The organism is Burkholderia theae (genome assembly GCF_048565265.1).
Lineage (GTDB): Bacteria > Pseudomonadota > Gammaproteobacteria > Burkholderiales > Burkholderiaceae > Burkholderia > Burkholderia theae.
In genome coordinates this window covers 3,211,603-3,238,225 of sequence record NZ_CP183461.1, presented here as the reverse complement: position 1 = coordinate 3,238,225, position 26,623 = coordinate 3,211,603, and the positions used below count along the sequence as shown (strand labels likewise).

The 26,623-nt window shown below is 66.5% G+C and carries 22 protein-coding genes; 19 read left to right on the top strand and 3 right to left on the bottom strand.

The window, feature by feature from the left end:
• Positions 1-42: 42 nt before the first annotated feature.
• Both queF and ilvA read right to left on the bottom strand, forming a co-directional pair.
• Positions 43-873 carry an NADPH-dependent 7-cyano-7-deazaguanine reductase QueF gene (gene queF / locus ACN22W_RS15255; protein WP_419685312.1) on the bottom strand — a complete coding sequence of 277 codons (831 nt, stop codon included), beginning with the start codon at positions 871-873 and terminating at the stop codon, positions 43-45.
• A gap of 12 nt (positions 874-885) precedes the next feature.
• Complete coding sequence (gene ilvA / locus ACN22W_RS15250) at positions 886-2,409, bottom strand: threonine ammonia-lyase, biosynthetic (protein WP_129512950.1); 1,524 nt, start codon at positions 2,407-2,409, stop codon at positions 886-888.
• A 578-nt stretch (positions 2,410-2,987) separates the two neighbouring features.
• On the opposite strand from ilvA, the gene ACN22W_RS15245 reads away from it, so the two are divergent.
• From ACN22W_RS15245 to ACN22W_RS15160, 18 genes are all read left to right on the top strand, one after another.
• Complete coding sequence (locus ACN22W_RS15245) at positions 2,988-7,019, top strand: DUF3683 domain-containing protein (RefSeq protein ID WP_419685311.1); 4,032 nt, start codon at positions 2,988-2,990, stop codon at positions 7,017-7,019.
• A gap of 70 nt (positions 7,020-7,089) precedes the next feature.
• On the top strand, positions 7,090-7,533 hold the full coding sequence (locus ACN22W_RS15240) for an HIT family protein (RefSeq protein WP_048242749.1): 444 nt from the start codon (positions 7,090-7,092) through the stop codon (positions 7,531-7,533).
• Entirely contained in the window at positions 7,530-7,943 is a 414-nt protein-coding gene (locus ACN22W_RS15235; protein WP_129512947.1) for a gamma-butyrobetaine hydroxylase-like domain-containing protein, read from the top strand. The genes ACN22W_RS15240 and ACN22W_RS15235 overlap by 4 nt, the downstream gene beginning before the upstream one ends.
• Positions 7,944-7,995: 52 nt before the next feature.
• Complete coding sequence (ubiE, locus tag ACN22W_RS15230) at positions 7,996-8,727, top strand: bifunctional demethylmenaquinone methyltransferase/2-methoxy-6-polyprenyl-1,4-benzoquinol methylase UbiE (RefSeq protein ID WP_072443509.1); 732 nt, start codon at positions 7,996-7,998, stop codon at positions 8,725-8,727.
• Between the two features lie 41 nt (positions 8,728-8,768).
• Complete coding sequence (locus ACN22W_RS15225) at positions 8,769-9,809, top strand: Tim44 domain-containing protein (protein WP_419685310.1); 1,041 nt, start codon at positions 8,769-8,771, stop codon at positions 9,807-9,809.
• Positions 9,810-9,973: 164 nt separating this feature from the next.
• Positions 9,974-10,600 (top strand): ubiquinone biosynthesis accessory factor UbiJ, encoded by a 627-nt coding sequence (locus ACN22W_RS15220; RefSeq protein WP_048242745.1) that lies wholly within the window; start codon positions 9,974-9,976, stop codon positions 10,598-10,600.
• Positions 10,601-10,612: 12 nt separating this feature from the next.
• Positions 10,613-12,190: a ubiquinone biosynthesis regulatory protein kinase UbiB gene (gene ubiB / locus ACN22W_RS15215; protein ID WP_129512945.1), complete on the top strand. Its 1,578-nt coding sequence runs from the start codon at positions 10,613-10,615 to the stop codon at positions 12,188-12,190.
• A 17-nt stretch (positions 12,191-12,207) separates the two neighbouring features.
• On the top strand, positions 12,208-12,834 hold the full coding sequence (locus ACN22W_RS15210; protein WP_412023041.1) for an SAM-dependent methyltransferase: 627 nt from the start codon (positions 12,208-12,210) through the stop codon (positions 12,832-12,834).
• A 95-nt stretch (positions 12,835-12,929) separates the two neighbouring features.
• Positions 12,930-13,274, top strand: a complete 345-nt coding sequence (locus ACN22W_RS15205; RefSeq protein WP_343492412.1) for an FmdB family zinc ribbon protein — start codon at positions 12,930-12,932, stop codon at positions 13,272-13,274.
• 61 nt (positions 13,275-13,335) lie between these two features.
• The gene (locus ACN22W_RS15200) at positions 13,336-13,986 is read left to right on the top strand and encodes a DUF502 domain-containing protein (RefSeq protein ID WP_048242740.1); all 651 of its coding nucleotides are present in this window, start codon (positions 13,336-13,338) and stop codon (positions 13,984-13,986) included.
• Positions 13,987-14,053: 67 nt separating this feature from the next.
• Positions 14,054-15,856, top strand: coding sequence for an aspartate--tRNA ligase (gene aspS, locus ACN22W_RS15195; RefSeq protein WP_129512941.1), 1,803 nt, complete (start codon positions 14,054-14,056; stop codon positions 15,854-15,856).
• A gap of 158 nt (positions 15,857-16,014) precedes the next feature.
• Positions 16,015-16,509 (top strand): dihydroneopterin triphosphate diphosphatase, encoded by a 495-nt coding sequence (gene nudB, locus ACN22W_RS15190; RefSeq protein ID WP_343492411.1) that lies wholly within the window; start codon positions 16,015-16,017, stop codon positions 16,507-16,509.
• Complete coding sequence (clsB, locus tag ACN22W_RS15185; RefSeq protein ID WP_419685309.1) at positions 16,506-17,780, top strand: cardiolipin synthase ClsB; 1,275 nt, start codon at positions 16,506-16,508, stop codon at positions 17,778-17,780. The genes nudB and clsB overlap by 4 nt, the downstream gene beginning before the upstream one ends.
• Positions 17,781-17,980: 200 nt before the next feature.
• Entirely contained in the window at positions 17,981-18,580 is a 600-nt protein-coding gene (locus tag ACN22W_RS15180) for a TetR/AcrR family transcriptional regulator (protein ID WP_047898994.1), read from the top strand.
• 58 nt (positions 18,581-18,638) lie between these two features.
• Complete coding sequence (locus ACN22W_RS15175; protein ID WP_419685308.1) at positions 18,639-20,426, top strand: acyl-CoA dehydrogenase C-terminal domain-containing protein; 1,788 nt, start codon at positions 18,639-18,641, stop codon at positions 20,424-20,426.
• A gap of 112 nt (positions 20,427-20,538) precedes the next feature.
• Positions 20,539-22,974: a 3-hydroxyacyl-CoA dehydrogenase/enoyl-CoA hydratase family protein gene (locus ACN22W_RS15170; RefSeq protein WP_048242735.1), complete on the top strand. Its 2,436-nt coding sequence runs from the start codon at positions 20,539-20,541 to the stop codon at positions 22,972-22,974.
• 70 nt (positions 22,975-23,044) lie between these two features.
• Positions 23,045-24,244, top strand: a complete 1,200-nt coding sequence (locus tag ACN22W_RS15165) for an acetyl-CoA C-acyltransferase (protein WP_048242734.1) — start codon at positions 23,045-23,047, stop codon at positions 24,242-24,244.
• A 91-nt stretch (positions 24,245-24,335) separates the two neighbouring features.
• Positions 24,336-25,103 (top strand): enoyl-CoA hydratase, encoded by a 768-nt coding sequence (locus ACN22W_RS15160; RefSeq protein WP_419685307.1) that lies wholly within the window; start codon positions 24,336-24,338, stop codon positions 25,101-25,103.
• 51 nt (positions 25,104-25,154) lie between these two features.
• On the opposite strand, the gene fdhD is transcribed toward ACN22W_RS15160, so the two are convergent.
• On the bottom strand, positions 25,155-26,009 hold the full coding sequence (gene fdhD / locus ACN22W_RS15155; protein ID WP_419685306.1) for a formate dehydrogenase accessory sulfurtransferase FdhD: 855 nt from the start codon (positions 26,007-26,009) through the stop codon (positions 25,155-25,157).
• 115 nt (positions 26,010-26,124) lie between these two features.
• Here fdhD and ACN22W_RS15150 point away from each other — a divergent pair, with 115 nt between their 5' ends.
• The gene (locus tag ACN22W_RS15150; RefSeq protein WP_048242731.1) at positions 26,125-26,607 is read left to right on the top strand and encodes a nitrate reductase associated protein; all 483 of its coding nucleotides are present in this window, start codon (positions 26,125-26,127) and stop codon (positions 26,605-26,607) included.
• The last annotated feature ends 16 nt before the right edge of the window (positions 26,608-26,623 follow it).

Here is a 26,623-nt window from a genome sequence, read left to right as displayed (position 1 = left end):
GTCGTTACGTTGCTTGCGACCCGCGGCGACCGCTTGCCGCCGTCACTGCCGCGCGGTGCGCGCGTTGTCCGGCATCGGCTGGTTGTAGTTCGTGCGGAACGGGTTGATGTCGAGCCCGCCGCGGCGCGTATAGCGCGCATACACCGCGAGCTTGACCGGTTTGCACGCATGCAGGATGTCGAGGAAGATCCGCTCGACGCACTGCTCGTGAAAGCCCGTGTGGTTGCGAAACGAGATGATGTAGCGCAGCAGGCCCGCGTGATCGATCTGCGGCCCGACGTAGTGGATCTGCACGCTGCCCCAGTCGGGCTGGCCCGTGACCGGGCAGTTCGAGCGCAGCAGGTCGGACACGAGCGTCTCCTCGACCGGCGCTTCATCCTCGGCGTCGGCTGCCGACAGCAGCGACGGATCGGGTTCGTACACGTCGGTATCGAGATCGAGCCGGTCAAGCGACAGCCCGTCGAGTTCGTCCATCTGCAGCTTGCCGAAGTCGTGCGGCGACACGAGCTGCACGGATACGCTCGCGCCGCACGCGGCCGACACGTCGCGCTTCAGCGTGTCGCGCACCACATCGACCGAGTCGAACGTCGACTGCGCGAACGAGCCGAGATACAGCTTGAACGACTTCGATTCGACGATGTTCGGCGATTCGGCGGGCACGTAGAAGGTCGCGACCGCGACCTGCGGCTTGCCGCGCGCGTTGAGCCACGACAGCTCGTACGCGTTCCAGATGTCGGTGCCGAAGAACGGCAGCGCCGACGTGATGCCGATCTGCGCGCGCGCACCGGCGCGCGGAATCGGGAACAGGAGCGACGCGTCGTACTGGGCTGCGTAGACGGTGGCCTTGCCGAGCGGGGAATGTTCGGGATTCATTGCGTGTCGCCTTTACGACAGGAAGAGGCGGTAAGCCGGGTTGGCGCTCTCTTCGACATACGGATAGCCGAGCGCCGCGAGGAAGCGTTCGAATTCGGCGCGATCGGCCTGCGGCACCTGCAGCCCGACGAGGATCGAACTGTAGTCCGCGCCCTGGTTGCGGTAGTGGAACAGGCTGATGTTCCAGTCCGGCGCCATCGACGACAGGAACTTCATCAGCGCGCCCGGGCGCTCCGGGAATTCGAAGCGGAACAGGCGCTCGTCGAGCGCGAGCGGCGAGCGGCCGCCGACCATGTAGCGGATATGTTCCTTCGACAGCTCGTCGTGTGTCAGGTCGACGGACTTGAAGCCGTGCGACTCGAAGTTCGCGGCGATCTCCGCCGATTCGCCGCGGCGGCGGATCTGCACGCCGACGAAGATGTGCGCGGACTGCGCATCGGCGATCCGGTAGTTGAACTCGGTGACGTTACGATCGCCGACGAGCGAGCAGAAGCGCTTGAAGCTGCCGCGCTCCTCGGGGATCGTGACCGCGAACACGGCTTCGCGCGCCTCGCCCACCTCGGCACGCTCCGCGACGAAGCGCATCCGGTCGAAGTTCATGTTCGCGCCGGACGTGATCGCAACGAGCGTCTGGTTTTCGATGCCTTCGCGTTCCGCGTACAGCTTCGCGCCCGCGACCGCGAGCGCGCCGGACGGTTCGAGCACGCTGCGCGTGTCCTGGAACACGTCCTTGATCGCCGCGCACAGCGCGTCGGTGTTGACCGTCAGCACGCCATCGAGGTGTTCGCTGCACAGGCGGAAGGTTTCCTCGCCGACGAGCTTCACCGCGGTGCCGTCCGCGAACAGGCCGACTTCGGTCAGCTCGACGCGCTTGCCGGCATCGATCGACTGCGCCATCGCGCACGAATCCTCGGTCTGCACGCCGAACACCTTGATCTCCGGGCGCACGGCCTTGACGTACGCGACGATGCCCGCGGCGAGGCCGCCGCCGCCGATCGGCACGAAGATCGCGTGGATCGGGCCCTGGTGCTGGCGCAGGATTTCCATCGCGACGGTGCCCTGGCCCGCGATCACGTACGGATCGTCGAACGGGTGGACGAACGTCAGGTCGCGCTCCTGCTGCACCTTGACCGCGTGCGCGTACGCATCGCTGTACGATTCGCCGACCTGGATCACCTCGACGCTCGGGCCGCCGTGCGCGCGCACCGCATCGACCTTCACCTGCGGCGTCGTGACCGGCACGACGATCACGGCCTTGATGCCCATCCGGGCCGCCGAGAACGCGACACCCTGCGCGTGGTTGCCGGCCGATGCCGTAATCACGCCGCGCGCGAGCGCGTCCGCCGGAATGTGCGCCATCTTGTTGTACGCGCCGCGCAGCTTGAACGAGAACACCGGCTGGTTGTCCTCGCGCTTCAGGTAGACGGCATTGCGCAGCCGGGCCGACAGGTTGCGGGCGGGTTCGAGTTCCGTCTCGATCGCGACGTCGTAGACGCGCGCGGTGAGGATTTTCTTCAGGTAATCGTGGGATGCCATGGGTGCTCGCGTGCGGTGCGGAAGCAGACGGGAAAACGTCAATGATAGCGCCAAGGGTCCGCCTGCACGCAAGCGGCATGCCGGGAGAGCGGTCGCGGGGCCGCTCGGATGGCGCGTTCACGACGCGGAGCGTCCCCTTTTTACCGGGTTAACCGCGCGGTTACCGACCGGACGGGCGGCGAATGATCGCCCGAAACCGTGCCGAACCAGGCGTGGCGCGGCTTGCGGCGATAGCCCCACGGCCTGTCCGGCGTGTCACGTATGGCCCGATCATGGGTTAGAATTCCGTTTTGAATCAAGGATCGGAAGATGCAGAGGCACCCTCGGATCGCCCAGTTGAAGCCGTCGCCGCGCGCAGCCAGCCCCGCGGCGGAACGGCATGAGCGCCGCGCGCGATCGTGCTGATGGTTCCGAGTGCCGCCAGGCCCTGTCGCCGGCCAGGAGGGGCGAGTCAACGCCCGCTCCGGCCCCATGAAGGACAGCCGCGCGCCTGGTAACAGAACAGATTTCCCCAAGATTGCGCCCACGCGCTTGCCGACGCCCGTGCACGGGGTATCGGCCCTCCGAGTCGTCCGAACATGAACGCACCACAAGTTTTCGATCCGAATGGCGCGGCCGCCGCCGTCGCCGCCGACCCCGCGCCCCGATTGCGCGAGATTCCCTACAACTACACGTCCTTCTCGGATCGCGAGATCGTGATCCGCCTGCTCGGCGAGGAGGCGTGGTCGGTGCTCGACGAGCTGCGCGCCGAGCGCCGTACGGGCCGCTCGGCACGGATGCTGTATGAAGTGCTCGGCGACATCTGGGTCGTGCGTCGCAACCCGTACCTGCAGGACGACCTGCTCGACAACCCGAAGCGCCGCGCGCTGCTGATCGAGGCGCTGAACCACCGCCTGACCGAGATCGGCAAGCGCCGCAGCGCGGATCTCACCGCGCACCGTGACGACGCGGGCCGCGAGCGCGCGTTGCGCGTCGAGATGCTCGAAGCCGCCGCGCGGCGTGCGGTGAGCGAGTTCGCCGACGAATTCGAGAAGATGGCCGACCTGCGCCGCCGCGCGACCAAGGCGCTCGGCCGCTGCACGCAAAAGGACAACATCCGCTTCGACGGGCTGTCGCGCGTGTCGCACGTGACCGACGCGACCGACTGGCGTGTCGAATACCCGTTCGTCGTGCTGACGCCCGATTCCGAGGCCGAGATCGCCGGATTGATCAAGGCCTGCTTCGAACTCGGCCTGACCGTGATCCCGCGCGGCGGCGGCACCGGCTACACGGGCGGCGCGGTGCCGCTCACGCCGTTCTCCGCGGTGATCAACACCGAGAAGCTCGAGCAGCTCGGCGCGGTCGAGCTGACCGAGCTGCCGGGCGTCGCGCACAAGGTGGCGACGATCTTCTCCGGCGCGGGCGTCGTCACGCGCCGCGTGACCGAGGCGGCCGAGGCGGCCGGCTACGTGTTCGCGGTCGATCCGACGTCGCTCGACGCGTCGTGCATCGGCGGCAACGTCGCGATGAACGCGGGTGGCAAGAAGGCCGTGCTGTGGGGCACCGCGCTCGACAACCTGGCCTGGTGGCGGATGGTCGACCCGGACGGCAACTGGCTCGAAGTCACGCGCCACGAGCACAACCAGGGCAAGATCCACGACATTCCGGTCGCGCGTTTCGAGCTGAAGTGGTTCGACGGCGCGTACGCGCCGGGCGAGAAGCTGCTGCGCACCGAGATGCTCGAGATCGAAGGCCGCCGGTTCCGCAAGGAAGGGCTCGGCAAGGACGTGACCGACAAGTTCCTCGCCGGCCTGCCGGGCGTGCAGAAGGAAGGCTGCGACGGGCTCATCACGTCGGCGCGCTGGGTGCTGCACAAGATGCCCGCGCACACGCGCACCGTCTGCCTCGAATTCTTCGGCCAGGCGCGCGAGGCGATCCCGAGCATCGTCGAAATCAAGGATTACCTGTTCGAGACGTCGAAGCGGGGCGGCGCGATCCTCGCGGGCCTCGAGCACCTCGACGAGCGCTACCTGCGCGCGGTCGGTTACGCGACCAAGAGCAAGCGCAATGCCTTCCCGAAGATGGTGCTGATCGGCGACATCGTCGGCGACGATGCCGACGCAGTGGCGCAAGCGACGTCCGAAGTGATCCGGATGGCGAACGGCAAGAGCGGCGAAGGCTTCGTCGCGGTCAGCGCGGAGGCGCGCAAGCGCTTCTGGCTCGACCGCAGCCGCACGGCCGCGATCGCGAAGCACACCAACGCGTTCAAGATCAACGAGGACGTCGTCATCCCGCTGAACCGGATGGGCGAGTACACCGACGGCATCGAGCGGATCAACATCGAGCTGTCGCTGAAGAACAAGCTGCAACTCGTCGACGCGCTCGAAGCATTCTTCCGCGCCGGCAACCTGCCGCTCGGCAAGACCGACGACGCGAACGAGATCCCGAGCGCCGAACTGCTCGAGGATCGTGTCCAGCAGGCGCTGGAGCTGTTCAAGCGCGTGCGTGCGCGCTGGGAATTCGTGCGCGACCGGCTCGACCAGCCGCTGCGCGAGGCGCAGCACTACCTCGTGCAGCTCGGCTACGAGGCGCTGGCCGAGAAGTTCGCGGATCGCGCGGACGAGCAGCCGGGCGCGACCGTGTTCCACATCACGCAGGACCGCACGGTCCGCATCTCGTGGAAGCAGGAGATCCGCGCGGAGCTGCGCGCGATCTTCAACGGCGGCGCGTTCAAGCAGATCCTCGACGAGGCGCAGGCGATCCACAAGCAGGTGCTGCGCGGCCGCGTGTTCGTCGCGCTGCACATGCACGCGGGCGACGGCAACGTTCACACCAACCTGCCGGTCAACTCCGACAACTACGAGATGCTGCAGGACGCGCACGCGGCAGTCGCGCGCATCATGAAGCTCGCGCGCTCGCTCGACGGCGTGATTTCCGGCGAGCACGGGATCGGCATCACGAAGCTCGAGTTCCTGACCGACGACGAGATTGCCGAATTCCGCGCGTACAAGCAGCGCGTCGACCCGAACGGCCGTTTCAACAAGGGCAAGCTGCTCGACGGCGCCGATCTGCGCAACGCGTACACGCCCAGCTTCGGGCTGATGGGCTACGAGTCGCTGATCATGCAGCAGTCCGACATCGGCGCGATCGCCGATTCGGTGAAGGACTGCCTGCGCTGCGGCAAGTGCAAGCCGGTGTGCGCGACCCACGTGCCGCGCGCGAACCTGCTGTACAGCCCGCGCAACAAGATCCTCGCGACGTCGCTGCTGGTCGAGGCGTTCCTGTATGAAGAGCAGACGCGCCGCGGCGTGTCGATCAAGCACTGGGACGAGTTCAACGACGTGGCCGATCACTGCACGGTGTGCCACAAGTGCGCGACGCCGTGCCCGGTGAAGATCGACTTCGGCGACGTCACGATGAACATGCGCAACCTGTTGCGCAAGATGGGCAAGAAGAAGTTCAACCCGGGCCAGGCCGCGGGCATGTTCTTCCTGAACGCGACCAATCCGCAGACGATCAACGCCGCGCGCGGCGTGATGATGGGCGTCGGCTACAAGGTGCAGCGCTTCGCGAACGACATGCTGAAGAAGGTCGTGACGAAGCAGACGCAGCACCCGCCCGCGACGACCGGCAAGCCGCCCGTCGTCGAGCAGGTGATCCACTTCGTCAACAAGAAGATGCCGGGCAACCTGCCGAAGAAGACGGCGCGCGCGCTGCTCGACATCGAGGACAACAAGATCGTGCCGATCATCCGCAACCCGAAGTCGACGACCGTCGATTCGGAAGCGGTGTTCTACTTCCCGGGCTGCGGCTCCGAGCGCCTGTTCTCGCAGGTCGGGCTCGCGACGCAGGCGATGCTGTGGGAAGCCGGCGTGCAGACGGTGCTGCCGCCGGGCTACCTGTGCTGTGGTTATCCGCAGCGCGGCGCGGGCCAGTACGACAAGGCCGAGAAGATCGTCACCGACAACCGCGTGCTGTTCCACCGGGTCGCGAACACGCTGAACTACCTCGACATCAAGACGGTGGTCGTGTCGTGCGGCACCTGCTACGACCAGCTTGCCGGGTATGAATTCGACAAGATCTTCCCGGGCTGCCGGATCATCGACATCCACGAGTTCCTGCTCGAGAAGGGGATGAAGCTCGACGGCGTGACGGGCACGCGCTACATGTATCACGACCCGTGCCACACGCCGATCAAGACGATGGACCCGGTCAAGCTCGTCAACGAGCTGATGGGCACGGAGAAGGACGGTTACAAGATCGAGAAGAACGATCGCTGCTGCGGCGAATCGGGCACGCTCGCGGTCACGCGCCCGGACGTGTCGACGCAGGTCCGCTTCCGCAAGGAAGAGGAGATCCGCAAGGGCGCCGCGAAGCTGCGCGGCATCCCGGTCGTGGCCGACGGCGCGAGCACGCCGGCGCCGGCCGCCGCGGCCGCGAACGGCCCGGACGTGAAGATCCTGACGAGCTGCCCGTCGTGCTTGCAGGGCCTGTCGCGCTACAACGAGGATGCGAACATCGAGGCCGACTACATCGTGGTCGAGATCGCGCGCCAGGTGCTCGGCGAGAACTGGATGGCCGATTATGTCGCACGTGCGAACCATGGCGGGATCGAGCGCGTGCTGGTCTAATGCGGGCATGACGTTGGGATGAGCGGGCGCCGGCGCGGTAGCGCCGGCGCCCGTCCACATGGGAGCGACGATGGAATGCGTGTTTTGCCGTGAAGACGGCGGCGAGCTGCTCTGGCAGGACGATGCGCTGCGCGTCGTACTGGCGACGGGCGAGCACGACTACCCGGGCTTCTGCCGGGTGATCTGGGGCGCGCACGTGGCCGAGTTCTCCGATCTCGGCGAGCCCGAGCGGGCCCACCTGATGCGCGTGGTCTACGCGGTCGAGCGGGCCGTGCGCCGCGTGATGCAGCCGAACAAGGTGAATCTCGCGAGCCTCGGCAACATGGTGCCGCACGTGCACTGGCACGTGATCCCGCGTTTCTCGAACGACGCCCATTTCCCGCAGCCCGTGTGGGCGCCGCGCCAGCGCAGCGTGTCCGAGGCGCTGTTGCGCTCGCGCGCCGCGCAGGCCTCGCTGCTGCACAATGCGGTGCGCGAGGAAATTCAACGCATGACCGATTCGAGGCAGCCATGAGCGGTTTGACTTCCACGACGCCGATTCCGTCCGGCGTCGTCGTGCACGCGGTGTCGCGCGTGCTTGAATTGCAGTACCCGAACGGCGACAGCTACCGGATTCCGTTCGAGCTGATGCGCGTCTATTCGCCGTCCGCCGAGGTACGCGGCCACGGACCCGGCCAGGAGACGCTGCAGACGGGCAAGCGCGAAGTGACGATCACCGCGCTCGAGGGCGTCGGCAACTATGCGCTGCAGCCGACCTTCTCCGACGGCCATTCGACCGGCATCTACTCGTGGGATCTGCTGTACGAGCTGGCGACGCAGCAGGACGCGCTGTGGCGCGACTATTTCGACAAACTGAAGGCGGCGGGCGTCGATCGAGACGCCCCGATGCAGGCGGCCGCGGCGCCGCACGGCCACTGCCACTGAAATCGACGGCGCCCGCTCGGCGCCGTCTTGCCATTTATTGAGGATCAACGCGATGAGCAAAACCCACTTCGGCTTCGAAAGCGTCGAGGAAAACGAAAAAGCGAAGAAAGTGGCGGGTGTGTTCCATTCGGTCGCGAGCAACTACGATCTGATGAACGACCTGATGTCGGCGGGCATGCACCGCGCGTGGAAGGCGTTCACGATCGCGCAGGCGAACGTGCGCCCCGGTTTCAAGGTGCTCGACATCGCGGCCGGCACCGGCGACCTGACCAAATCGTTCGCGAAGGCGGCCGGGCCGACGGGCGAGGTCTGGCACACCGACATCAACGAATCGATGCTGCGCGTCGGCCGCGACCGGCTGCTCGACAAGGGCATCGTGACGCCGTCGCTGTTGTGCGACGCGGAGAAAACCCCCTTTCCGGACAACTACTTCGATGTCGTCACGGTTGCGTTCGGCCTGCGCAACATGACGCACAAGGACGCCGCGCTGGCCGAGATGCGTCGCGTGACGAAGCCCGGCGGCCGCGTGATGGTGCTGGAATTCTCGAAAGTCTGGGATCCGCTGAAAAAAGCGTACGATCTGTATTCTTTCAAAGTATTACCGTGGCTTGGCGACAAGTTCGCGAAAGATGCCGAAAGTTACCGGTATCTTGCTGAATCTATCCGGATGCACCCCGACCAGGACACGCTGAAGACGATGATGGAACAAGCGGGCCTCGATGCCGTCAAATATTACAATTTGTCAGGTGGCGTGGTAGCTTTACACATGGGAACCAAGTACTAAGGGGTTCTTTCCATACATTCGCCTTACATTTGGAGAAAGTGATGTCCGAATCGCGTTCGTTGTTCAACCGTAGCAAGCCGTCGAAGCCGTGGGCTCGACGGGTCGGCACGCTGCTGATGGTCGGCCTGCTCACGGCCGGCACGTTCGCATCGCTCGACGCCGAAGCCAAGCGCGTAGGCGGCGGGCGCAGCATCGGCCGCCAGAACTCCACCGTCACGCAGCGCCAGGCCACGCCGCCCGCGCAGCAGCCGATGCAGCAGGCCGCACCGTCGCAGGCGCAGCGTGCAAACCCGGCCGCGCCCGCACCGGCCGCGCAGCCCAACCGTTCGCGCTGGCTCGGGCCGATCGCCGGCCTCGCGGCCGGTCTCGGCATCGCGGCGCTGCTGTCGCACTTCGGTCTCGGCGAGGCATTCGCCGGCATGATGTCGAACATCATCGTGATCGCGCTGCTCGCGTTCGTCGGCATCTGGCTGATCCGCAAGTTCATGAACCGCCGCCGCACGCAAGAGCCGGCGTACTCGGTCGGCGGCTCGGCTTCGTCGTCGGGCGGCTACTCGCAAAGCCCGTCGTTCCAGCAGGGCAACACCGGCAGCAACTACGCCGGCAGCGGCAGCAGCTACGCGAACGAAGCGCAAGGCGTGTTCGGCGGCGGTGCCGCGGCCACCGGCGCGGCAGCAGGCGCGATGGCAGCGGCGGCGCCGCTTCAGGTGCCGACGGGCTTCGACACCGAAGCGTTCCTGCGCAGCTCGAAGGTATATTTCGTGCGCCTGCAGGCCGCGTGGGACCAGGGCAACCTGGCCGACATCCGCGAGTTCACGACGCCCGAAATGTTCGCCGAGATCAAGATCGACCTCGATTCGCGCGGCAACGAGTCGAACCAGACCGACGTCGTACAGCTCGACGCGGAACTGGTCGCGATCGAGGATCGCGGCATCGAGCAGTCGGCGAGCGTGCGCTTCCACGGCCTGATCCGCGAATCGGCGAATGCGTCGGCCGCGCCGTTCGACGAAGTGTGGAACCTGTCGAAGTCGGGCAGTCAGGGCTGGCTGCTCGCGGGCATCCAGCAGCTCAACACGCACTGAGCGTGACCGGCGGCCGGCGCCGCCGGATGCCCGGGCGACGGCCGCCTCGCTGCGACCGCTTGCCGCTCGGGTGTGCGGTCAGGCACGGTCTGCCAGCGATCCGACGTTACAATAGAAACCCGCGTGGGCGCCCGGCCCGCGCGGGTTTTTTCTTTCCCAGCCCGATGACCTTTGCCGCCAAGCCTTTTGCTGCTGCCGTCAATCACTTGCTCGCGCGCGAATCGTGGGCACGCGACCGCCTGATTCCCTATGCGGGCAAGACTGCCCGGATCGACGTGCCTCCCGTCACGCTCACGCTGCTGGTGCAGCCTGACGGCTATCTGTCTGCCGTCGACGCACAGGATGCGCAGCAGGTCGACGTGTCGATCGCGCTCGCGGGCGATACGGTCGCCGCATTCCTGCAGGGCGGCCAGGCGGCCGTGATGAAGCACGTGAAGATCGAGGGTGACGCGGAATTCGCGACGCAGATCGCGAAGCTGGCCGAGCACCTGCGCTGGGAACCTGAAGAAGATCTCGCGAAGCTGGTGGGCGACGCGGCGGCATACCGGATCGCGACGGTCGTGCGCGACGCCGGTGCACGCGCGCGACGCACCGGCCGCAACGTGCTCGATTCCGTCGCCGAATACTGGCTCGACGAGAACCCGCAAGTCGTCCGGCGCGCGTCGCTCGGCGGCTTCGACGCCGAACTGGCGCGCGCACGCGATGCGCTCGCGCGGGTCGAAAAGCGGGTCGAGCGACTCGAACAAAAAATCGGCGCGCGCACGGGTTCCGGCCCGCGCGGCGCGCACTGAGGGCCGCAGGGCATGCGCATTTTCCGTTTCATCAAGATTGTCTACACCGTCATCCGCTTTGGTCTCGACGAAGTGATGCTGTCCCGGATCGACGACCGGCGCGTGAAGCTGCTGCTGCGGATCACGACGATCGGCCGTCGTTATTCCGATCCGCCCGCCGTGCGGCTGCGTCGTGCGCTCGAAAGCCTCGGCCCGATCTTCGTGAAGTTCGGCCAGGTGCTGTCGACGCGCCGCGACCTGCTGTCGGTCGATTTCGCGAACGAACTCGCGAAGCTGCAGGACCAGGTGCCGCCGTTCGATTCGGCGGTCGCGATCGCGATCATCGAGAAGTCGCTCGGTGCGCCGGTCGACGAGCTGTTCGACGAATTCGAGCGCGAGCCGGTCGCGAGCGCGTCGATCGCGCAGGTGCATTTCGCGAAGCTCAAGCAGGGCGTGCACGCGGGCAAGGCCGTCGCGGTCAAGGTGCTGCGCCCGAACATGCTGTCGGTGATCGATTCCGATCTCGCGCTGATGCGCGACATCGCCATCTGGACCGAACGCATGTGGGCCGACGGCCGGCGCCTGAAGCCGCGCGAGGTCGTCGCCGAATTCGACAAGTACCTGCACGACGAGCTCGACCTGATGCGCGAGGCCGCGAACGGCAGCCAGCTGCGCCGCAACTTCGCGGGCCTCGACCTGCTGCTCGTGCCCGAGATGTTCTGGGATTTCTCGACGTCGCAGGTGCTCGTGATGGAGCGCATGACCGGCGTGCCGATCAGCCAGGTCGAGACGCTGCGCACGGCCGGCGTCGACATCAAGAAGCTTGCGCGCGAAGGCGTCGAGATCTTCTTCACGCAGGTGTTCCGCGACGGTTTCTTCCACGCGGACATGCACCCCGGCAACATCCAGGTGAGCCTCGACCCGAACACGTTCGGCCGCTACGTCGCGCTCGATTTCGGGATCGTCGGCGCGCTGTCCGATTTCGACAAGAACTACCTCGCGCAGAACTTCCTCGCGTTCTTCAAGCGCGACTACCACCGCGTCGCGACGCTCCACCTCGAATCGGGCTGGGTGCCGCCCGAGACGCGCGTCGAGGAGCTCGAAAGCGCGATCCGCGCGGTGTGCGAGCCGTATTTCGACCGTGCGTTGAAGGACATCTCGCTCGGCCAGGTGCTGATGCGCCTGTTCTCGACGTCGCGTCGCTTCAACGTCGAGATCCAGCCGCAACTCGTGCTGCTGCAGAAGACGATGCTGAACGTCGAAGGGCTCGGCCGCTCGCTCGACCCCGAGCTCGACCTGTGGAAGACCGCGAAGCCGTACCTCGAGCGCTGGATGACCGAGCAGATCGGCCTGCGCGGCTGGTACGAGCGCTTCAAGGTCGAGGCGCCGCAATGGAGCAAGACGCTGCCGCAACTGCCGCGCCTGATCCACCACGCGATGGCGGCGCGCCATGACGCGCCGCGCGCCGCGAGCGAGGACCTGATGCGCCAGATCCTCGTCGAACAGAAGCGGACGAACCGTTTGCTGCAGGCGCTGCTGATTTTCGGCCTCGCCGTCGGCGTCGGCGCCCTCGTCGCGCGCGTGTTGCTCGCGCTCGCGTACGGCTCATGACCGAAAGGAGCAGGGCGATGTCCGATCCGAAGCAACCGAGCGCACCGACGGCCGCCGATTTCGCGACGCGCGACCCCGGCAATGCGTCGTTCTGGGACGAGCGTTTCGAGCGCGGCGTGACGCCGTGGGAATTCGGCGGCGTGCCCGACGGCTTTCGCGTGTTCGCGCACCGGCTCGCGCCGTGCCCGGTGCTGATTCCCGGCTGCGGCAGCGCACAGGAGGCCGGCTGGCTTGCCCAGGCCGGCTGGCCCGTGCGTGCGATCGATTTCGCCGCGCAGGCGGTGGCTACCGCGAAGGCGCAGCTCGGCGCGCATGCGGACGTCGTCGAGCAGGCCGATTTCTTTGCGTACCGGCCGCCGTTCGACGTGCAGTGGGTGTACGAGCGCGCGTTCCTGTGTGCGCTGCCGCCGAGCCTGCGCGCTGACTATGCGGCGCGGATGGCCGGGTTGCTGCCCACGGGCGGATTGCTGGCCGGCTATTTCTTCCTGACGGCGAAACCGAAGGGGCCGCCGTTCGGAATCGAGCGTGCCGAACTCGATGCGCTGCTCGCGCCGCACTTCGAGCTGATCGAGGATTTGCCCGTGACCGATTCGCTGGCCGTGTTCGAAGGACACGAGCGCTGGCTCACGTGGCGCCGCCGCTGATGCGCGGGCGTAGCGGCCGTTGCCGGACCGCGCCGGGGTTTCGGCTATAATTCAAGGTTTTGCAAGCCGTTTCCAGTTTCCGCGGGAAAAATATCATGCCGATCTACGCCTATCGATGCGAAGCGTGTGGTTTCGCGAAGGACGTGCTCCAGAAGATGAGCGACGCGCCGCTGTCGCAGTGCCCGGAATGCGGGAAGGATGCGTTTCGCAAGCAGGTAACTGCCGCGGGCTTCCAGCTGAAGGGCTCGGGTTGGTACGTCACCGATTTCCGTGGCGGTTCGGGTGGCGCCAGCGCGCCGGCGACCGCGTCGGGTGACGCGGCTGCGGCGACGCCCGCCGCGGCGGAACCGGCAGCGGCCGCGCCGGCCGCGGCGAGTTCCGAAAGCACGACGACGAGTGCCGCGCCTGCCCCGGCTGCAGCGCCCGCCGCCAGTAGTTGACCGTCGCGGTCCGACCGGGCCGCGACCACCCCGCGCCGCCGGCGCGGTTCATTGACGGCAGATGATGAAAAAGACGACCCTGAAATCGGTGTTTCTGACCGGCCTGCTGGTTCTCGTCCCGCTCGCGATCACGCTGTGGGTGCTCGGTCTCATCATCGGCACGATGGACCAGACGCTGCTCCTGCTGCCCGAATCGTGGCAGCCCGAGCGGATGCTCGGCTTCCACCTGCCGGGGATCGGCGCGGTGCTGACGCTTGCGTTCATCTTCGTCGTCGGTCTGGCCACGCGGAATTTCGTCGGCCAGAAGCTCGTCACGTGGTGGAATGCGGTCGTGCGCCACATCCCGGTCGTGGGGCCGATCTACACGAGCGTCAAGCAGGTATCGGACACGCTGCTGTCGAGCAGCGGCAACGCGTTCCGCAAGGCGCTGCTGATCGAATACCCGCGCCGCGGCTCGTATACGATCGCGTTTCTGACCGGCACGCCCGGCGGCGACGTGCTCAATCATCTGACGGAAGAATACGTGAGCGTGTATATCCCGACGACGCCGAACCCGACGTCGGGCTTCTTCCTGATGCTGCCGAAGAGCGAAGTCATCGAACTCGACATGTCGGTCGATGCCGCGCTGAAGTACATCGTCTCGATGGGCGTCGTGGCGCCCCCGGCGCCGGCTCCGGCGCCCGCCCGCCGCCCCGTCGAGCCGCCGCTGTAAGTAAAGAATCATCGCCCGGGCCGCGCGTTGCGGCGCCCGTTGATCAAACCGAACGAAAGCAAACATCATGTCGATGCGTACTGAATACTGCGGTCTCGTGACCGAACACCTGCTGGGCCAAACCGTGTCGCTGTGCGGCTGGGTGCAGCGCCGCCGCGATCACGGCGGTGTGATCTTCATCGACCTGCGCGATCGTGAAGGCCTCGTGCAGGTGGTGTGCGACCCGGATCGCGCGGAAATGTTCGCGACCGCCGAAGGCGTGCGCAACGAGTTCTGCGTGCAGGTGAAGGGTCTCGTGCGCAACCGTCCGGAAGGCACGGTCAACGCCGGGCTGAAGAGCGGCAAGATCGAAGTGCTGTGCCACGAGCTGACCGTGCTGAACGCGTCGGTCACGCCGCCGTTCCAGCTCGACGACGACAACCTGTCGGAAACGACGCGCCTCACGCACCGCGTGCTCGACCTGCGCCGTCCGCAGATGCAGCACAACCTGCGCCTGCGTTACCGCGTCGCGATCGAGGCGCGCAAGTACCTCGACGAGCAGGGCTTCATCGACATCGAAACGCCGATGCTGACGAAGAGCACGCCGGAAGGCGCGCGCGACTACCTCGTGCCGTCGCGCGTGAACGCAGGCCAGTTCTTCGCGCTGCCGCAGTCGCCGCAGCTGTTCAAGCAGCTGCTGATGGTCGCGAACTTCGACCGTTACTACCAGATCACCAAGTGCTTCCGCGACGAGGATCTCCGTGCCGACCGTCAGCCGGAATTCACGCAGATCGACTGCGAGACGTCGTTCCTCGGCGAGCAGGAAATCCGTGACCTGTTCGAAGACATGATCCGTCACATCTTCAAGACGACGATCGACGTCGAACTCGACGCGACGTTCCCGGTCATGCCGTACTCGGAAGCGATGGCGCGTTTCGGTTCGGACAAGCCGGACCTGCGCGTGCAGCTCGAATTCACCGAGCTGACCGACGCGATGAAGGACGTCGACTTCAAGGTGTTCAGCACGCCGGCCAACGCGAAGGACGGCCGTGTCGCGGCGCTGCGCGTGCCGAAGGGCAGCGAGCTGTCGCGTGGCGACATCGACGGCTACACCGAATTCGTGCGTATCTACGGCGCGAAGGGCCTCGCATGGATCAAGGTCAACGAGAAGGCGAAGGGCCGTGACGGCCTGCAGAGCCCGATCGTCAAGAACCTGCATGACGCATCGATCGCGGCCATCCTCGAGCGCACCGGCGCCGAAGACGGCGACATCATCTTCTTCGCGGCCGACCGCGCGAAGGTCGTCAACGACAGCCTCGGCGCGCTGCGCCTGAAGATCGGCCATTCGGAATTCGGCAAGGCGAACGGCCTCGTCCAGGCCGGCTGGAAGCCGCTGTGGGTCATCGACTTCCCGATGTTCGAATACGACGACGAAGATGCACGCTACGTCGCCGCGCATCACCCGTTCACGAGCCCGAAGGACGAGCACCTCGAGTACCTCGAGACCGACCCGGGCCGTTGCCTCGCGAAGGCCTACGACATGGTGCTGAACGGCTGGGAAATCGGCGGCGGCTCGGTGCGTATCTACCAGGAGGAAGTGCAGAGCAAGGTGTTCCGCGCACTGAAGATCGGCGCGGAAGAGGCTCAGCTGAAGTTCGGCTTCCTGCTGGACGCGCTGCAATACGGCGCGCCGCCGCACGGCGGTATCGCATTCGGTCTCGACCGCATCGTCACGATGATGGCCGGCGCCGATTCGATCCGCGACGTGATCGCGTTCCCGAAGACGCAGCGTGCGCAGGATCTGCTCACGCAGGCGCCGAGCCCGGTCGACGAGCGTCAGCTGCGCGAACTGCACATCCGCCTGCGTCAGCCGGAACAGCCGAAGGCGTAACGCGCTTTCGCCACCCCTCGTGTGTGCGGCGACGCGCACACGACGCACATGAAAAAGGCGCTGCGATGCGCCTTTTTCGTTTTTTGCGGTACAGTCGCAGCACTTGCCGCACGTTCGGAGCACATGCCCGGCGCGCGGCCCTGCCGCATGAAACAAAGATGACGAAGCCGCCGAAAATCCCCGAATCCGTTCTCGTCGTGATCTACACGCCCGACCTCGATGTGCTGGTGATCAAGCGTGCCGACCAGCCCGATTTCTGGCAATCGGTGACCGGATCGAAGGACACGCTCGACGAGCCGCTCGCGGTCACTGCCGCACGCGAAGTGGCCGAGGAAACCGGCATCTCGATCGGCACGCCGGACGTGCCCGCCACCGCGCTCGCCGACTGGCGCCACCGGATCGAATACACGATCTATCCGCAATACCTGCATCGTTATGCACCGGGCGTCACGCGCAACACCGAGCACTGGTTCGGGCTGTGCGTGCCGCATCGCGTCGACGTGACGCTGTCGCCGCGCGAGCATGTCGACCATGCGTGGCTGCCGTTCCGCGAGGCGGCCGCGCGCTGCTTCTCGCCGTCGAACGCCGAGGCGATCCTGCAATTGCCCGCGCGCGTGGCACTCTCGCGGGCGCCGCACGGCTCGTCCGCATGACTGCGGAGACCCGCAAGCGTTTCGCGCAATTGCGGCAGATGTTCCTGCAGGAACGCGGCTCCGCGTCGCGGCTCGCGTTCACGGCGGGCAACACGGTGCGGCTGTGCGAGGGCGGTGGCGAATTCTTCGCGGCATTGATCGAGCGGATCGATGCCGCCTGCGAGCAGGTGATGCTCGAAACCTACATCTTCTGCGACGACGCGGCCGGTCGCCCGGTGTCGGACGCGCTGATCCGCGCGGCGCAGCGCGGCGTGCGCGTGCGCGTGATCACCGACGGCATCGGCACCGCGCGCCTGCCGCTGTTCGACACGTGGGTCGCGGCCGGCGTCGAGCACAGCATCTACAACCGCTTCCTGTTCGGCCGCTTCGGCTTCTCGCGCACGCACCGCAAGCTCGCGGTGATCGATCACGCGGTCGCGTTCTGCGGCGGCATCAACATCGTCGACGACTATGCGCAGGGCGGCGCGACACTGCCGTTTCCGCGCTGGGATTTCGCGGTCGAGATGGCGGGGCCCGCGGTGTCCGACGTGCGCGCCGCGTTCGAACTGCAGTGGCACCGGATCCGGTTCGGCCACAAGCCGTATGCGCAATACGCGGCCGGGCTGCACGGCGGCGAAGCGTTCCCCGACATGTTCCGGCGCTGGATGCGCAGCCACCGGTGGATCAAGGCCGGCGCGCTGCGGGTCGTGACGGAGCCGAGCGTCGCGTTCGTCGCGCGCGACAACGTCGTGAACCGTCGCGCGATCGAGAAGGCCTATCTCGCGGCGATCGGCCAGGCGCGCCAGCAGATCCTGCTCGCGAATCCGTACTTCATGCCGGGCCGCAAGCTGCGCCGCGCGCTGACGGGCGCCGCGCGGCGCGGCGTCGACGTGCGGATCCTGGTCGGCCGCAAGGAGTTCGCGGCGCTCGATACGGCCGTGCCGTTCCTCTACCATGCGCTGCTGCGCGCGGGCGTGCGCGTGGCCGAATACGACAAGACGATGCTGCACGGCAAGGTGGCCGTGATCGACGACAACTGGGCGACGGTCGGCTCGTCGAATCTGGACGCGCTGAGCCTGATGCTGAACAATGAGGCGAACGTCGTGCTGGTGCGCTACGATGCAGTGACGAACGAACTGCGCGACGCGATCACGGCCGCGTTCGCCGACGGCCGGGAGATCGATCCCGCGCGATTTGCCGCGCGCCCGCGCATCGAGCGTCTGCTGAACTGGCTGGCCTATACGACGTATCGTGTCGTGATGAAGGCATTGACGGTCGGCGGTTACGACTGACGCGGACTAAGCGTTCGCTTCAAAAAATCTGTCCGCACGTTCGTGCGGAAAAGCCGCTCCGGTCTCGCCGGAATCGCGCAAAATAGCGGCTCGGTTAGACACCGGTTTCTAATAATTTCCTTGTTTCGCGAGCGGCCGCACTCAATAATAGTACGGCCGTTCGATTTTATTCGAACCCCCGAACGGTTACAGAAATAGCTATGCGAAAAGGCGAACAGACGCGTGCCGCGATACTTGAAGCTGCTTTGGACCTCGCCAGCCGTGACGGGCTGGAGGGGCTGACGATCGGCCTGCTGGCCGAGCGCATGCAGATGAGCAAGAGCGGTGTGTTCGCGCACTTCGGATCGCGCGAGGACCTGCAGGTCGAGGTTGTCCGCGAGTACCACCATCGTTTCGAAAACGAGGTGTTCTTTCCGAGCCTGCGCGAGTCGCGCGGTCTGCCGCGTCTGCGGGCGATGCTGGCGCGCTGGATCGAGAAGCGCATCCAGGAGGTGACGACTGGGTGCATCTACATCAGCGGCGCAGTGGAGTACGACGACCGGCCGGACAGCCCCGTGCGCGAGCAGTTGATCGCGAGCGTGACAGCCTGGCGTGCCGCGTTGCTGCGCGCCATTTCGCAGGCGATGGAAGAGGGGCATCTGCGCACGGATACCGATCCGGACCTGATGCTCTTCGAGCTGTACAGCTTCACGCTCGGCCTTCATCACGACGCGCGCTTCCTGCATTCGCCGGACGCCGTGCGCCTCACGTGGGCCGCGCTGGAAAAGACGATTGTTTCGTATCAGAGCGAGAGCCGTTAGCGGCGCGTCAACCGCCCGCCAGGAGCTCGAGCCGTTTTGCCCACCTTTGGAGAGAGTCATGGGACAGTACGCCGCGCCGCTGCGCGACATGCAATTCGTGTTGCACGAGCTTCTGAACGTCGAAGCCGAAGTCAAGCAAATGCCCAAGCATGCGGACCTCGACGCCGACACGATCAACCAGGTCCTCGAAGAAGCGGGCAAGTTCTGCTCCGAGGTGCTGTTCCCGCTGAACCAGGTCGGCGACCGCGAAGGTTGCACGTATGAAGGCGACGGCGTCGTGAAGACCCCGACCGGCTTCAAGGAGGCCTACCAGCAATACGTCGAGGCCGGCTGGCCGGCGCTCGGCTGCGATCCGGACTACGGCGGCCAGGGCCTGCCCGCGTTCGTGAACAACGCGCTCTACGAAATGATGAATTCGGCGAACCAGGCATGGACGATGTATCCGGGCCTGTCGCACGGCGCGTACGAATGCCTGCACGCGCACGGCGCGCCGGAACTGCAGAAGGCCTACCTGCCGAAGCTCGTGACGGGCGAATGGACCGGCACGATGTGTCTGACCGAGCCGCACTGCGGCACCGACCTCGGCATCCTGCGCACCAAGGCCGAACCGTACGGCGACGGCTCCTACTCGATCAGCGGCACGAAGATCTTCATCTCGAGCGGCGAACACGACATGGCGGAGAACATCGTCCACCTCGTGCTCGCGCGCCTGCCGGAAGCGCCGCAGGGCACGAAGGGCATCTCGCTGTTCATCGTGCCGAAATTCATTCCCGACGCAGCGGGCGCTCCGGGCGAGCGCAACGGCATCAAGTGCGGCTCGATCGAGCACAAGATGGGCATCCACGGCAATTCGACTTGCGTGATGAACCTCGACAACGCGAAGGGCTGGATGGTCGGCGAGCCGAACAAGGGCTTGAACGCGATGTTCGTGATGATGAACGCGGCCCGTCTCGGCGTTGGCGCACAAGGCCTCGGCCTCACGGAAGTCGCGTATCAGAACTCGCTCACGTATGCGAAGGAGCGCCTGCAGATGCGCTCGCTGACGGGCCCGAAGGCACCGGACAAGCCGGCCGACCCGATCATCGTGCACCCGGACGTGCGCCGCATGCTGCTCACGCAGAAGGCCTATGCGGAAGGCGCGCGCGCGTTCACGTACTGGTCCGCGCTGCAGATCGACAAGGAGCTGTCGCACGCCGATGAGGCGGTGCGCAAGGAAGCGGCCGACCTCGTCGCGCTGCTCACGCCGATCATCAAGGCGTTCCTGACCGACAACGCATTCGAGTGCACGAACCACGCGATGCAGATCTACGGCGGCCACGGCTTCATCTCCGAGTGGGGCATGGAGCAGTACGTGCGCGACGCGCGGATCAACATGATCTACGAAGGCACGAACTCGATCCAGTCGCTCGACCTGCTGGGCCGCAAGGTGCTCGGCGACATGGGCGCGAAGCTGAAGAAGTTCGGCAAGCTCGTCACGGAATTCGCGGAAGCCGAAGGCGTGAAGCCGGAAATGGCCGAGTTCATCAACCCGCTCGCCGACATCGGCGACAAGGTGCAGAAGCTGACGATGGAAATCGGCATGAAGGCGATGCAGAACCCCGACGAAGTCGGTGCTGCCGCCGTGCCGTACCTGCGCACCGTCGGCCACCTGGTGTTCTCGTACTTCTGGGCGCGGATGGCACGCCTCGCACTCGACAACGAAGCGTCGGGCGATCCGTTCTACAAGTCGAAGCTCGCGACGGCCCGCTTCTACTTCGCGCGCCTGCTGCCCGAGACGGCATCGACGATCCGCGCCGCGCGCGCCGGTTCGAAGACGCTGATGGAAGTCGACGAATCGCTGTTCTGATGCGAGTCCGGGCGGTGCGCGATGCGCGCCGCCCGAACGCAACGGTTCCTGGTACTCACTTCGCCGTGCAGCCCCCACCCTCGCGCTGCACGACATAATCCGGAGACATCCCGTGAGCAATTTCCTGATTCGCAAGGTCGCCGTGCTGGGCGCCGGCGTGATGGGCGCGCAGATCGCCGCGCACCTCATCAACGCGCGCGTGCCGGTGCTGCTGTTCGACCTGCCGGCCAAGGAAGGCCCGAAAAACGCGATCGCGCTGAAGGCGATCGAGAACCTGAAGAAGCTGTCGCCCGCGCCGTTCGGCGTGAAGGACGACGCGAAGTACCTCGAGGCAGCCAACTACGAAGACGACATCGCGAAGCTCGCCGAGTGCGACGTCGTGATCGAAGCGATCGCCGAGCGGATGGACTGGAAGCACGACCTGTACAAGAAGGTCGCACCGCACATCGCACCGAACGCGATCTTCGCGACCAACACGTCGGGCCTGTCGATCACGAAGCTGTCCGAAGGTTTCTCGGACGAGCTGAAGTCGCGCTTCTGCGGCGTGCACTTCTTCAACCCGCCGCGCTACATGCACCTCGTCGAGCTGATCCCGACCGCGCATACGCGCCCGGAGATCCTCGACCAGCTCGAGACGTTCCTGACGAGCATCGTCGGCAAGGGCGTCGTGCGCGCGAAGGACACGCCGAACTTCATCGCGAACCGCGTCGGCATCTTCTCGATCCTCGCGGTGATCACCGAGGCCGCGAAGTTCGGCCTGCGCTTCGACGAAGTCGACGATCTGACGGGCAGCCGCCTCGGCCGCGCGAAGTCGGCGACGTTCCGCACCGCGGACGTGGTCGGCCTCGACACGATGGCGCACGTGATCAAGACGATGCAGGACAACCTGGCCGACGATCCGTTCTTCCCGGTCTACCAGACGCCTGCCGTGCTCGCCGAACTGGTGAAGCAGGGCGCGCTCGGCCAGAAGACGGGCGGCGGTTTCTACAAGAAGGAAGGCAAGGCGATCAAGGTGCTCGACGCGAAGACGGGCAGCTACGTCGACGCCGGCGCGAAGGCTGACGAAACCGTCGGCCGCATCCTGAAGCGTCCGCCGGCCGAACGGCTGAAGCTGCTGCGCGAGACGGATCATCCGCACGCGCAGTTCCTGTGGTCGATCTTCCGCGACGTGTTCCATTACATCGGCGTGCATCTCGAGTCGATCGCCGACAACGCGCGCGACGTCGACCTCGCGATCCGCTGGGGCTTCGGCTGGAACGAAGGTCCGTTCGAAGGCTGGCAGGCTGCCGGCTGGAAGCAGGTCGCCGAGTGGGTGCAGGAAGACATCGCGGCCGGCAAGGCGCTCGCGAACGTGCCGCTGCCGTCGTGGGTGCTCGAAGGCGCGGTCGCCGAGAAGGGCGGCGTGCACACGGCCGAAGGCTCGTGGGCGCCGGCTGCGCAGCGCTTCGTGCCGCGTTCGGACCTCGCGGTCTACGGCAAGCAGGTCTTCCGCGCGCCGCTGCTCGGCGAAGCGGGTGCCGATCCGAAGTCGTACGGCAAGACGCTGTTCGAGACCGACGCGGTGCGCGCATGGGTCGATGACCGTGCGGGCGAGGACGACGTCGTGATCGTGTCGTTCAAGTCGAAGATGAACACGATCGGACCGAGCGTGATCGACGGCCTCGTGCAGGCGATCGAACTCGCGGAGAAGGACTACAAGGGCGTGGTGATCTGGCAGCCGACGTCGCTGAAGCTCGGCACGCCGGGCGGCCCGTTCTCGGCCGGCGCGAACCTCGAAGAGGCGATGCCCGCGTTCATGATGGGCGGCGCGAAGGGCATCGAGCCGTTCGTGAAGAAGTTCCAGGAAGGCATGCTGCGCGTGAAGTACGCGAACGTGCCGGTCGTCGCGGCCGTGTCGGGCATCGCGCTCGGTGGCGGGTGCGAGCTGATGCTGCACAGCGCGAAGCGTGTCGTGCACGTCGAAAGCTACGTCGGTCTCGTCGAAGTGGGCGTCGGCCTCGTGCCGGCGGGCGGCGGCCTGAAGGAAGCGGCGCTGCGCGCGGCGGAAGCCGCAACGGCCGCGAACGCGACCACCGACATCCTGAAGTTCGTGACGAAGTCGTTCGAGAACGCGGCGATGGCGAAGGTGTCGGCTTCCGCGCACGACGCACGTGCGATGGGCTACCTGAAGCCGTCCGACACGATCATCTTCAACGTGTTCGAACTGCTCGACACCGCGAAGAAGGAAGCGCGCGCGCTGGCCGCAACCGGCTACCGCGCACCGCTGCGGGCGAAGGACGTGCCGGTCGCGGGCCGCTCGGCCATCGCGACGATCAAGGCATCGCTCGTCAACATGCGTGACGGCCGCTTCATCAGCGACCACGACTACCTGATCGCGAGCCGCATCGCCGAAGCCGTGTGCGGCGGCGACGTCGAAGCCGGCAGCCTCGTCGACGAGCAGTGGCTGCTCGCGCTGGAGCGCCGTGCGTTCGTCGAGCTGCTCGGTACGCAGAAGACGCAGGAACGGATCATGGGCATGTTGCAGACCGGCAAGCCGGTGCGTAACTGAGCGAGCGGACAACTTTGCATGGGACCGGAGCGGGCGCCGAAGCACCCGCTCCGTCCAACAGGAGTTTGAAATGAGCAAACAATTGCAAGACGCATACATCGTCGCCGCCAGCCGCACCCCGATCGGCAAGGCACCGCGCGGTGTGTTCAAGAACACGCGCCCGGACGAGCTGCTGGTCCACGCGATCAAGTCGGCGGTCGCGCAGGTGCCCGGCTTCGACACGAAGCTGATCGAGGACGCGATCATCGGCTGCGCGATTCCGGAAGCCGAACAGGGCCTGAACGTCGCGCGCATGGGCGCGCTGCTCGCGGGCCTGCCGCAGACGGTCGGCGGCGTGACGGTCAACCGTTTCTGCGCGTCGGGCATCACCGCGCTCGCGATGGCGGCCGACCGCATCCGCGTCGGCGAGTCGGATGCGCTGTTCGCGGGCGGCTGCGAATCGATGAGCATGGTGCCGATGATGGGCAACAAGCCGTCGATGTCGCCGCACATCTTCGATCGCAACGAAGATTTCGGCATCGCGTACGGGATGGGCCTGACGGCCGAGCGTGTCGCCGAACAGTGGAAGGTGAGCCGCGAAGACCAGGACGCGTTCTCGGTCGAGTCGCACCGCAAGGCGCTCGCCGCGCAGCAGGCCGGCGAGTTCAACGACGAGATCGCCGCGTACACGCTCACCGAGCGTTTCCCGAACCTGGCAACGGGCGAAGTCGACGTGAAGACGCGCGAGATCGCGCTCGACGAAGGTCCGCGTGCGGATACGTCGATCGAAGGCCTCGCGAAGCTGCGCGCGGTGTTCGCGAACAAGGGTTCGGTCACGGCCGGCAACAGCTCGCAGACGTCGGACGGCGCGGGTGCGCTGCTGGTCGTGTCGGAGAAGGTGCTCAAGGCGTTCAACCTGACGCCGCTCGCGCGCTTCGTGAGCTTCGCGGTGCGCGGTGTGCCGCCGGAAATCATGGGCATCGGCCCGAAGGAAGCGATTCCGGCCGCGCTGAAGGCTGCGGGCCTGAAGCAGGACGATCTCGACTGGATCGAGCTGAACGAGGCGTTCGCCGCGCAATCGCTGGCGGTGATCCGCGATCTCGGCCTCGACCCGTCGAAGGTCAACCCGCTGGGCGGCGCGATCGCGCTCGGCCACCCGCTCGGCGCGACCGGCGCGATCCGCGCGGCGACCGTCGTGCACGGCCTGCGCCGCCGCAACCTGAAGTACGGCATGGTCACGATGTGCGTCGGCACCGGCATGGGCGCCGCAGGCATCATCGAACGTCTGTAAGCGGGACGCGACCATAGCGACGACGGTGCGTGGGCCACGAGCTCGCGCACCGTTTTTTCATTCCGGTAGAGGCAAGTCAAAGGAGACGGCTGTGTCCGAAATTCAAGTGGAACGCGCCGAAGGCGTGATGACGATCACGATCGCGCGCCCGGCGAAGAAGAATGCGCTGACGGCGGCGATGTACCAGACGATGGCCGATGCCCTCGCCGACGCGCAGGAAGACAAGGCGGTCCGCGTGATCCTGCTGCGCGGCAGCGACGGCAATTTCAGCGCGGGGAACGATCTCGAGGATTTCCTGAAGGCGCCGCCGAAGGATGAGACCGCATCGGTGTTCCAGTTCCTCGCGCGGATCAGCAGTGCGCAGAAACCGGTCGTCGCTGCGGTGCCGGGCATCGCGGTCGGCGTCGGCGTGACGATGCTGTTGCACTGCGATCTGGTCTACGCGGCCGATACCGCAGTGTTCTCTCTGCCGTTCGCGCAGCTCGGGCTGTGCCCGGAAGCCGCATCGAGCGTGCTGCTGCCGCGCCTGGCCGGCCATCAGGTCGCCGCGGAGAAGCTGCTGCTCGGCGAGGCGTTCGACGCACTGGAAGCGCACCGGATCGGTATCGTGAACCGCGTGCTGCCGGCGGCCGAGCTCGACGCGTTCGCGGCGAAGCAGGCGGCGAAGCTCGCGGCGCTGCCGGCGTCGTCGCTGCGCGTGACGAAGGCGCTGCTGAAGGATACGGGCGGCGTGGCGACCGCCGCGCGGATGGCCGAAGAGGCGGGGCATTTCTCCGCGATGCTGCGCGCGCCGGAAGCGCGCGAGGCGATGACGGCGTTCTTCGAGAAGCGCAAGCCGGATTTCCGTCAGTTCGACTGACGGAACGGGCCGCGCCGGCGGGGGACCGCCGGCGCGATCCCGCCCTTGCGATCAGGCCGTGCCGTAGTCGACGTGGCCGGTTTCGCGGCAGAAGCTGACGAGCCGCAAACCGGCCGCCTTCGCGATCTCGATCGCGAGCGATGACGGCGCGGAGATTGTCGCGACCAGCGGGATGCCGACCCGGGCGGCCTTGCGCACGAGTTCGTAGCTGGCGCGGCTCGACAGGAATACGAAGCCGTCGGTCGTGTCGGCGCGCGACAGCACGAGCGAGCCGATCAGCTTGTCCAGCGCGTTGTGGCGGCCGACGTCCTCGAACGCCGTCCGGATCGCGCCTGTTGCGTCGCACCACGCGGCCGCATGCAGGCCGCCCGTGAGCTGCGTGAGCGCCTGGTGGGCCGGCAGCGCATGCGCGGCGCGTGCCAGCGCGTCGGGCGCGAGGCGCGCGAGAAAGCCCGTGTCGGGCACGCGTTCGGGCGCGAGGTCGAGCAAATCGATGCTTTCGATCCCGCACACGCCGCAGCCGGTGCGCCCCGCGAGCGCGCGGCGCCGGTCCTTCAGCGCGGCGAACGCCTGCTGGACGACTTCCAGGTGCACTTCCGCGTGCGGCAGCGGCGCGTCGGTATGCAGGATCACCTCGATGTCCTTGATGTCGCTGCCGCGCGCGACGATCCCTTCCGAGATCGCGAAACCGACCGCGAACGCCTCGAGGTCGCATGGCGTACACATCATCACCGCATGCGAGATGCCGTTGAAGACGAGTGCGACGGGCCATTCCTGGCCGACGTAGTCGTGCGCGGTTTCGACGGTGCCGCCGCGCGTGCGGCTCACGGACAGTTCGATCGCGCCGCGCGGTTCGGCGCCCGGTTCGTCGCGCGGTTGATCGATCTTGGTCGGATTCACGAGCACTCCCGTTGATTCGAAGCACGGCCGGCGACAATCGTGTCCGCCGCCCGCGCGCAGAGGTTCTAAAATACCTCAGGCAGGCCGGCCGCGCCGGCATCCGCCAAGTCAGGTAACGACCATGGGACTCAGCGACGCTCCGTTGCTATTCAATTTCGAACACGATTCGTCGGAAAACTTCACGTACATCCCGATGATCGTGCGTTTCAACCTCGACCGCTTCGGTTTGCGGATTTCGCTCGAGCAATGGCAGTTGCTGCCGCTCGAGGACCGCAAGCTGCTCGCGCGCTTTCCGGCCGACGACGACACCGCGATCGAGCCCAACTTCGATCACGCGCTGTTCGAGATGCTGCGCACGCATGCCGATCTGGAACCGTCATGGTTCCAGCCGGACGAGCGGCCGACCTGGCGCGCCGTCGATACGGTGCCGGAGTCGCTCGTGCAGCAGAGCGCGCTGGCCGGGCTGTCGGCGCCCGCGCTCGCGCAGTGGCAGCGGCTCGCGCCGTTCCAGCGCTACGTGCTGGTGAAGCTGTCGCGCAAGCCGAAGCTGAATCACGATTTCCTGCCCGCGATGCGGGAGTTCGGGCTGACGGCCACGCACTGACGTGGTCGCGTGCCGC

What these genes read in the sequence shown, in the direction of transcription:
- ACN22W_RS15165 (WP_048242734.1), top strand. Translation starts at nt 23,045, where the DNA reads ATGAGCAAACAATTGCAAGACGCATACATCGTCGCCGCCAGCCGCACC.
- ACN22W_RS15220 (WP_048242745.1), top strand. Translation starts at nt 9,974, where the DNA reads ATGACCTTTGCCGCCAAGCCTTTTGCTGCTGCCGTCAATCACTTGCTC.
- ACN22W_RS15225 (WP_419685310.1), top strand. Translation starts at nt 8,769, where the DNA reads ATGTCCGAATCGCGTTCGTTGTTCAACCGTAGCAAGCCGTCGAAGCCG.
- clsB (WP_419685309.1), top strand. Translation starts at nt 16,506, where the DNA reads ATGACTGCGGAGACCCGCAAGCGTTTCGCGCAATTGCGGCAGATGTTC.
- ubiE (WP_072443509.1), top strand. Translation starts at nt 7,996, where the DNA reads ATGAGCAAAACCCACTTCGGCTTCGAAAGCGTCGAGGAAAACGAAAAA.
- ilvA (WP_129512950.1), bottom strand. Translation starts at nt 2,409, where the DNA reads ATGGCATCCCACGATTACCTGAAGAAAATCCTCACCGCGCGCGTCTAC.
- ACN22W_RS15150 (WP_048242731.1), top strand. Translation starts at nt 26,125, where the DNA reads ATGGGACTCAGCGACGCTCCGTTGCTATTCAATTTCGAACACGATTCG.
- nudB (WP_343492411.1), top strand. Translation starts at nt 16,015, where the DNA reads ATGACGAAGCCGCCGAAAATCCCCGAATCCGTTCTCGTCGTGATCTAC.
- ACN22W_RS15245 (WP_419685311.1), top strand. Translation starts at nt 2,988, where the DNA reads ATGAACGCACCACAAGTTTTCGATCCGAATGGCGCGGCCGCCGCCGTC.
- ACN22W_RS15210 (WP_412023041.1), top strand. Translation starts at nt 12,208, where the DNA reads ATGTCCGATCCGAAGCAACCGAGCGCACCGACGGCCGCCGATTTCGCG.
- ACN22W_RS15180 (WP_047898994.1), top strand. Translation starts at nt 17,981, where the DNA reads ATGCGAAAAGGCGAACAGACGCGTGCCGCGATACTTGAAGCTGCTTTG.
- ubiB (WP_129512945.1), top strand. Translation starts at nt 10,613, where the DNA reads ATGCGCATTTTCCGTTTCATCAAGATTGTCTACACCGTCATCCGCTTT.
- queF (WP_419685312.1), bottom strand. Translation starts at nt 873, where the DNA reads ATGAATCCCGAACATTCCCCGCTCGGCAAGGCCACCGTCTACGCAGCC.
- ACN22W_RS15240 (WP_048242749.1), top strand. Translation starts at nt 7,090, where the DNA reads ATGGAATGCGTGTTTTGCCGTGAAGACGGCGGCGAGCTGCTCTGGCAG.
- ACN22W_RS15200 (WP_048242740.1), top strand. Translation starts at nt 13,336, where the DNA reads ATGATGAAAAAGACGACCCTGAAATCGGTGTTTCTGACCGGCCTGCTG.
- aspS (WP_129512941.1), top strand. Translation starts at nt 14,054, where the DNA reads ATGTCGATGCGTACTGAATACTGCGGTCTCGTGACCGAACACCTGCTG.
- ACN22W_RS15175 (WP_419685308.1), top strand. Translation starts at nt 18,639, where the DNA reads ATGGGACAGTACGCCGCGCCGCTGCGCGACATGCAATTCGTGTTGCAC.
- ACN22W_RS15205 (WP_343492412.1), top strand. Translation starts at nt 12,930, where the DNA reads ATGCCGATCTACGCCTATCGATGCGAAGCGTGTGGTTTCGCGAAGGAC.
- ACN22W_RS15235 (WP_129512947.1), top strand. Translation starts at nt 7,530, where the DNA reads ATGAGCGGTTTGACTTCCACGACGCCGATTCCGTCCGGCGTCGTCGTG.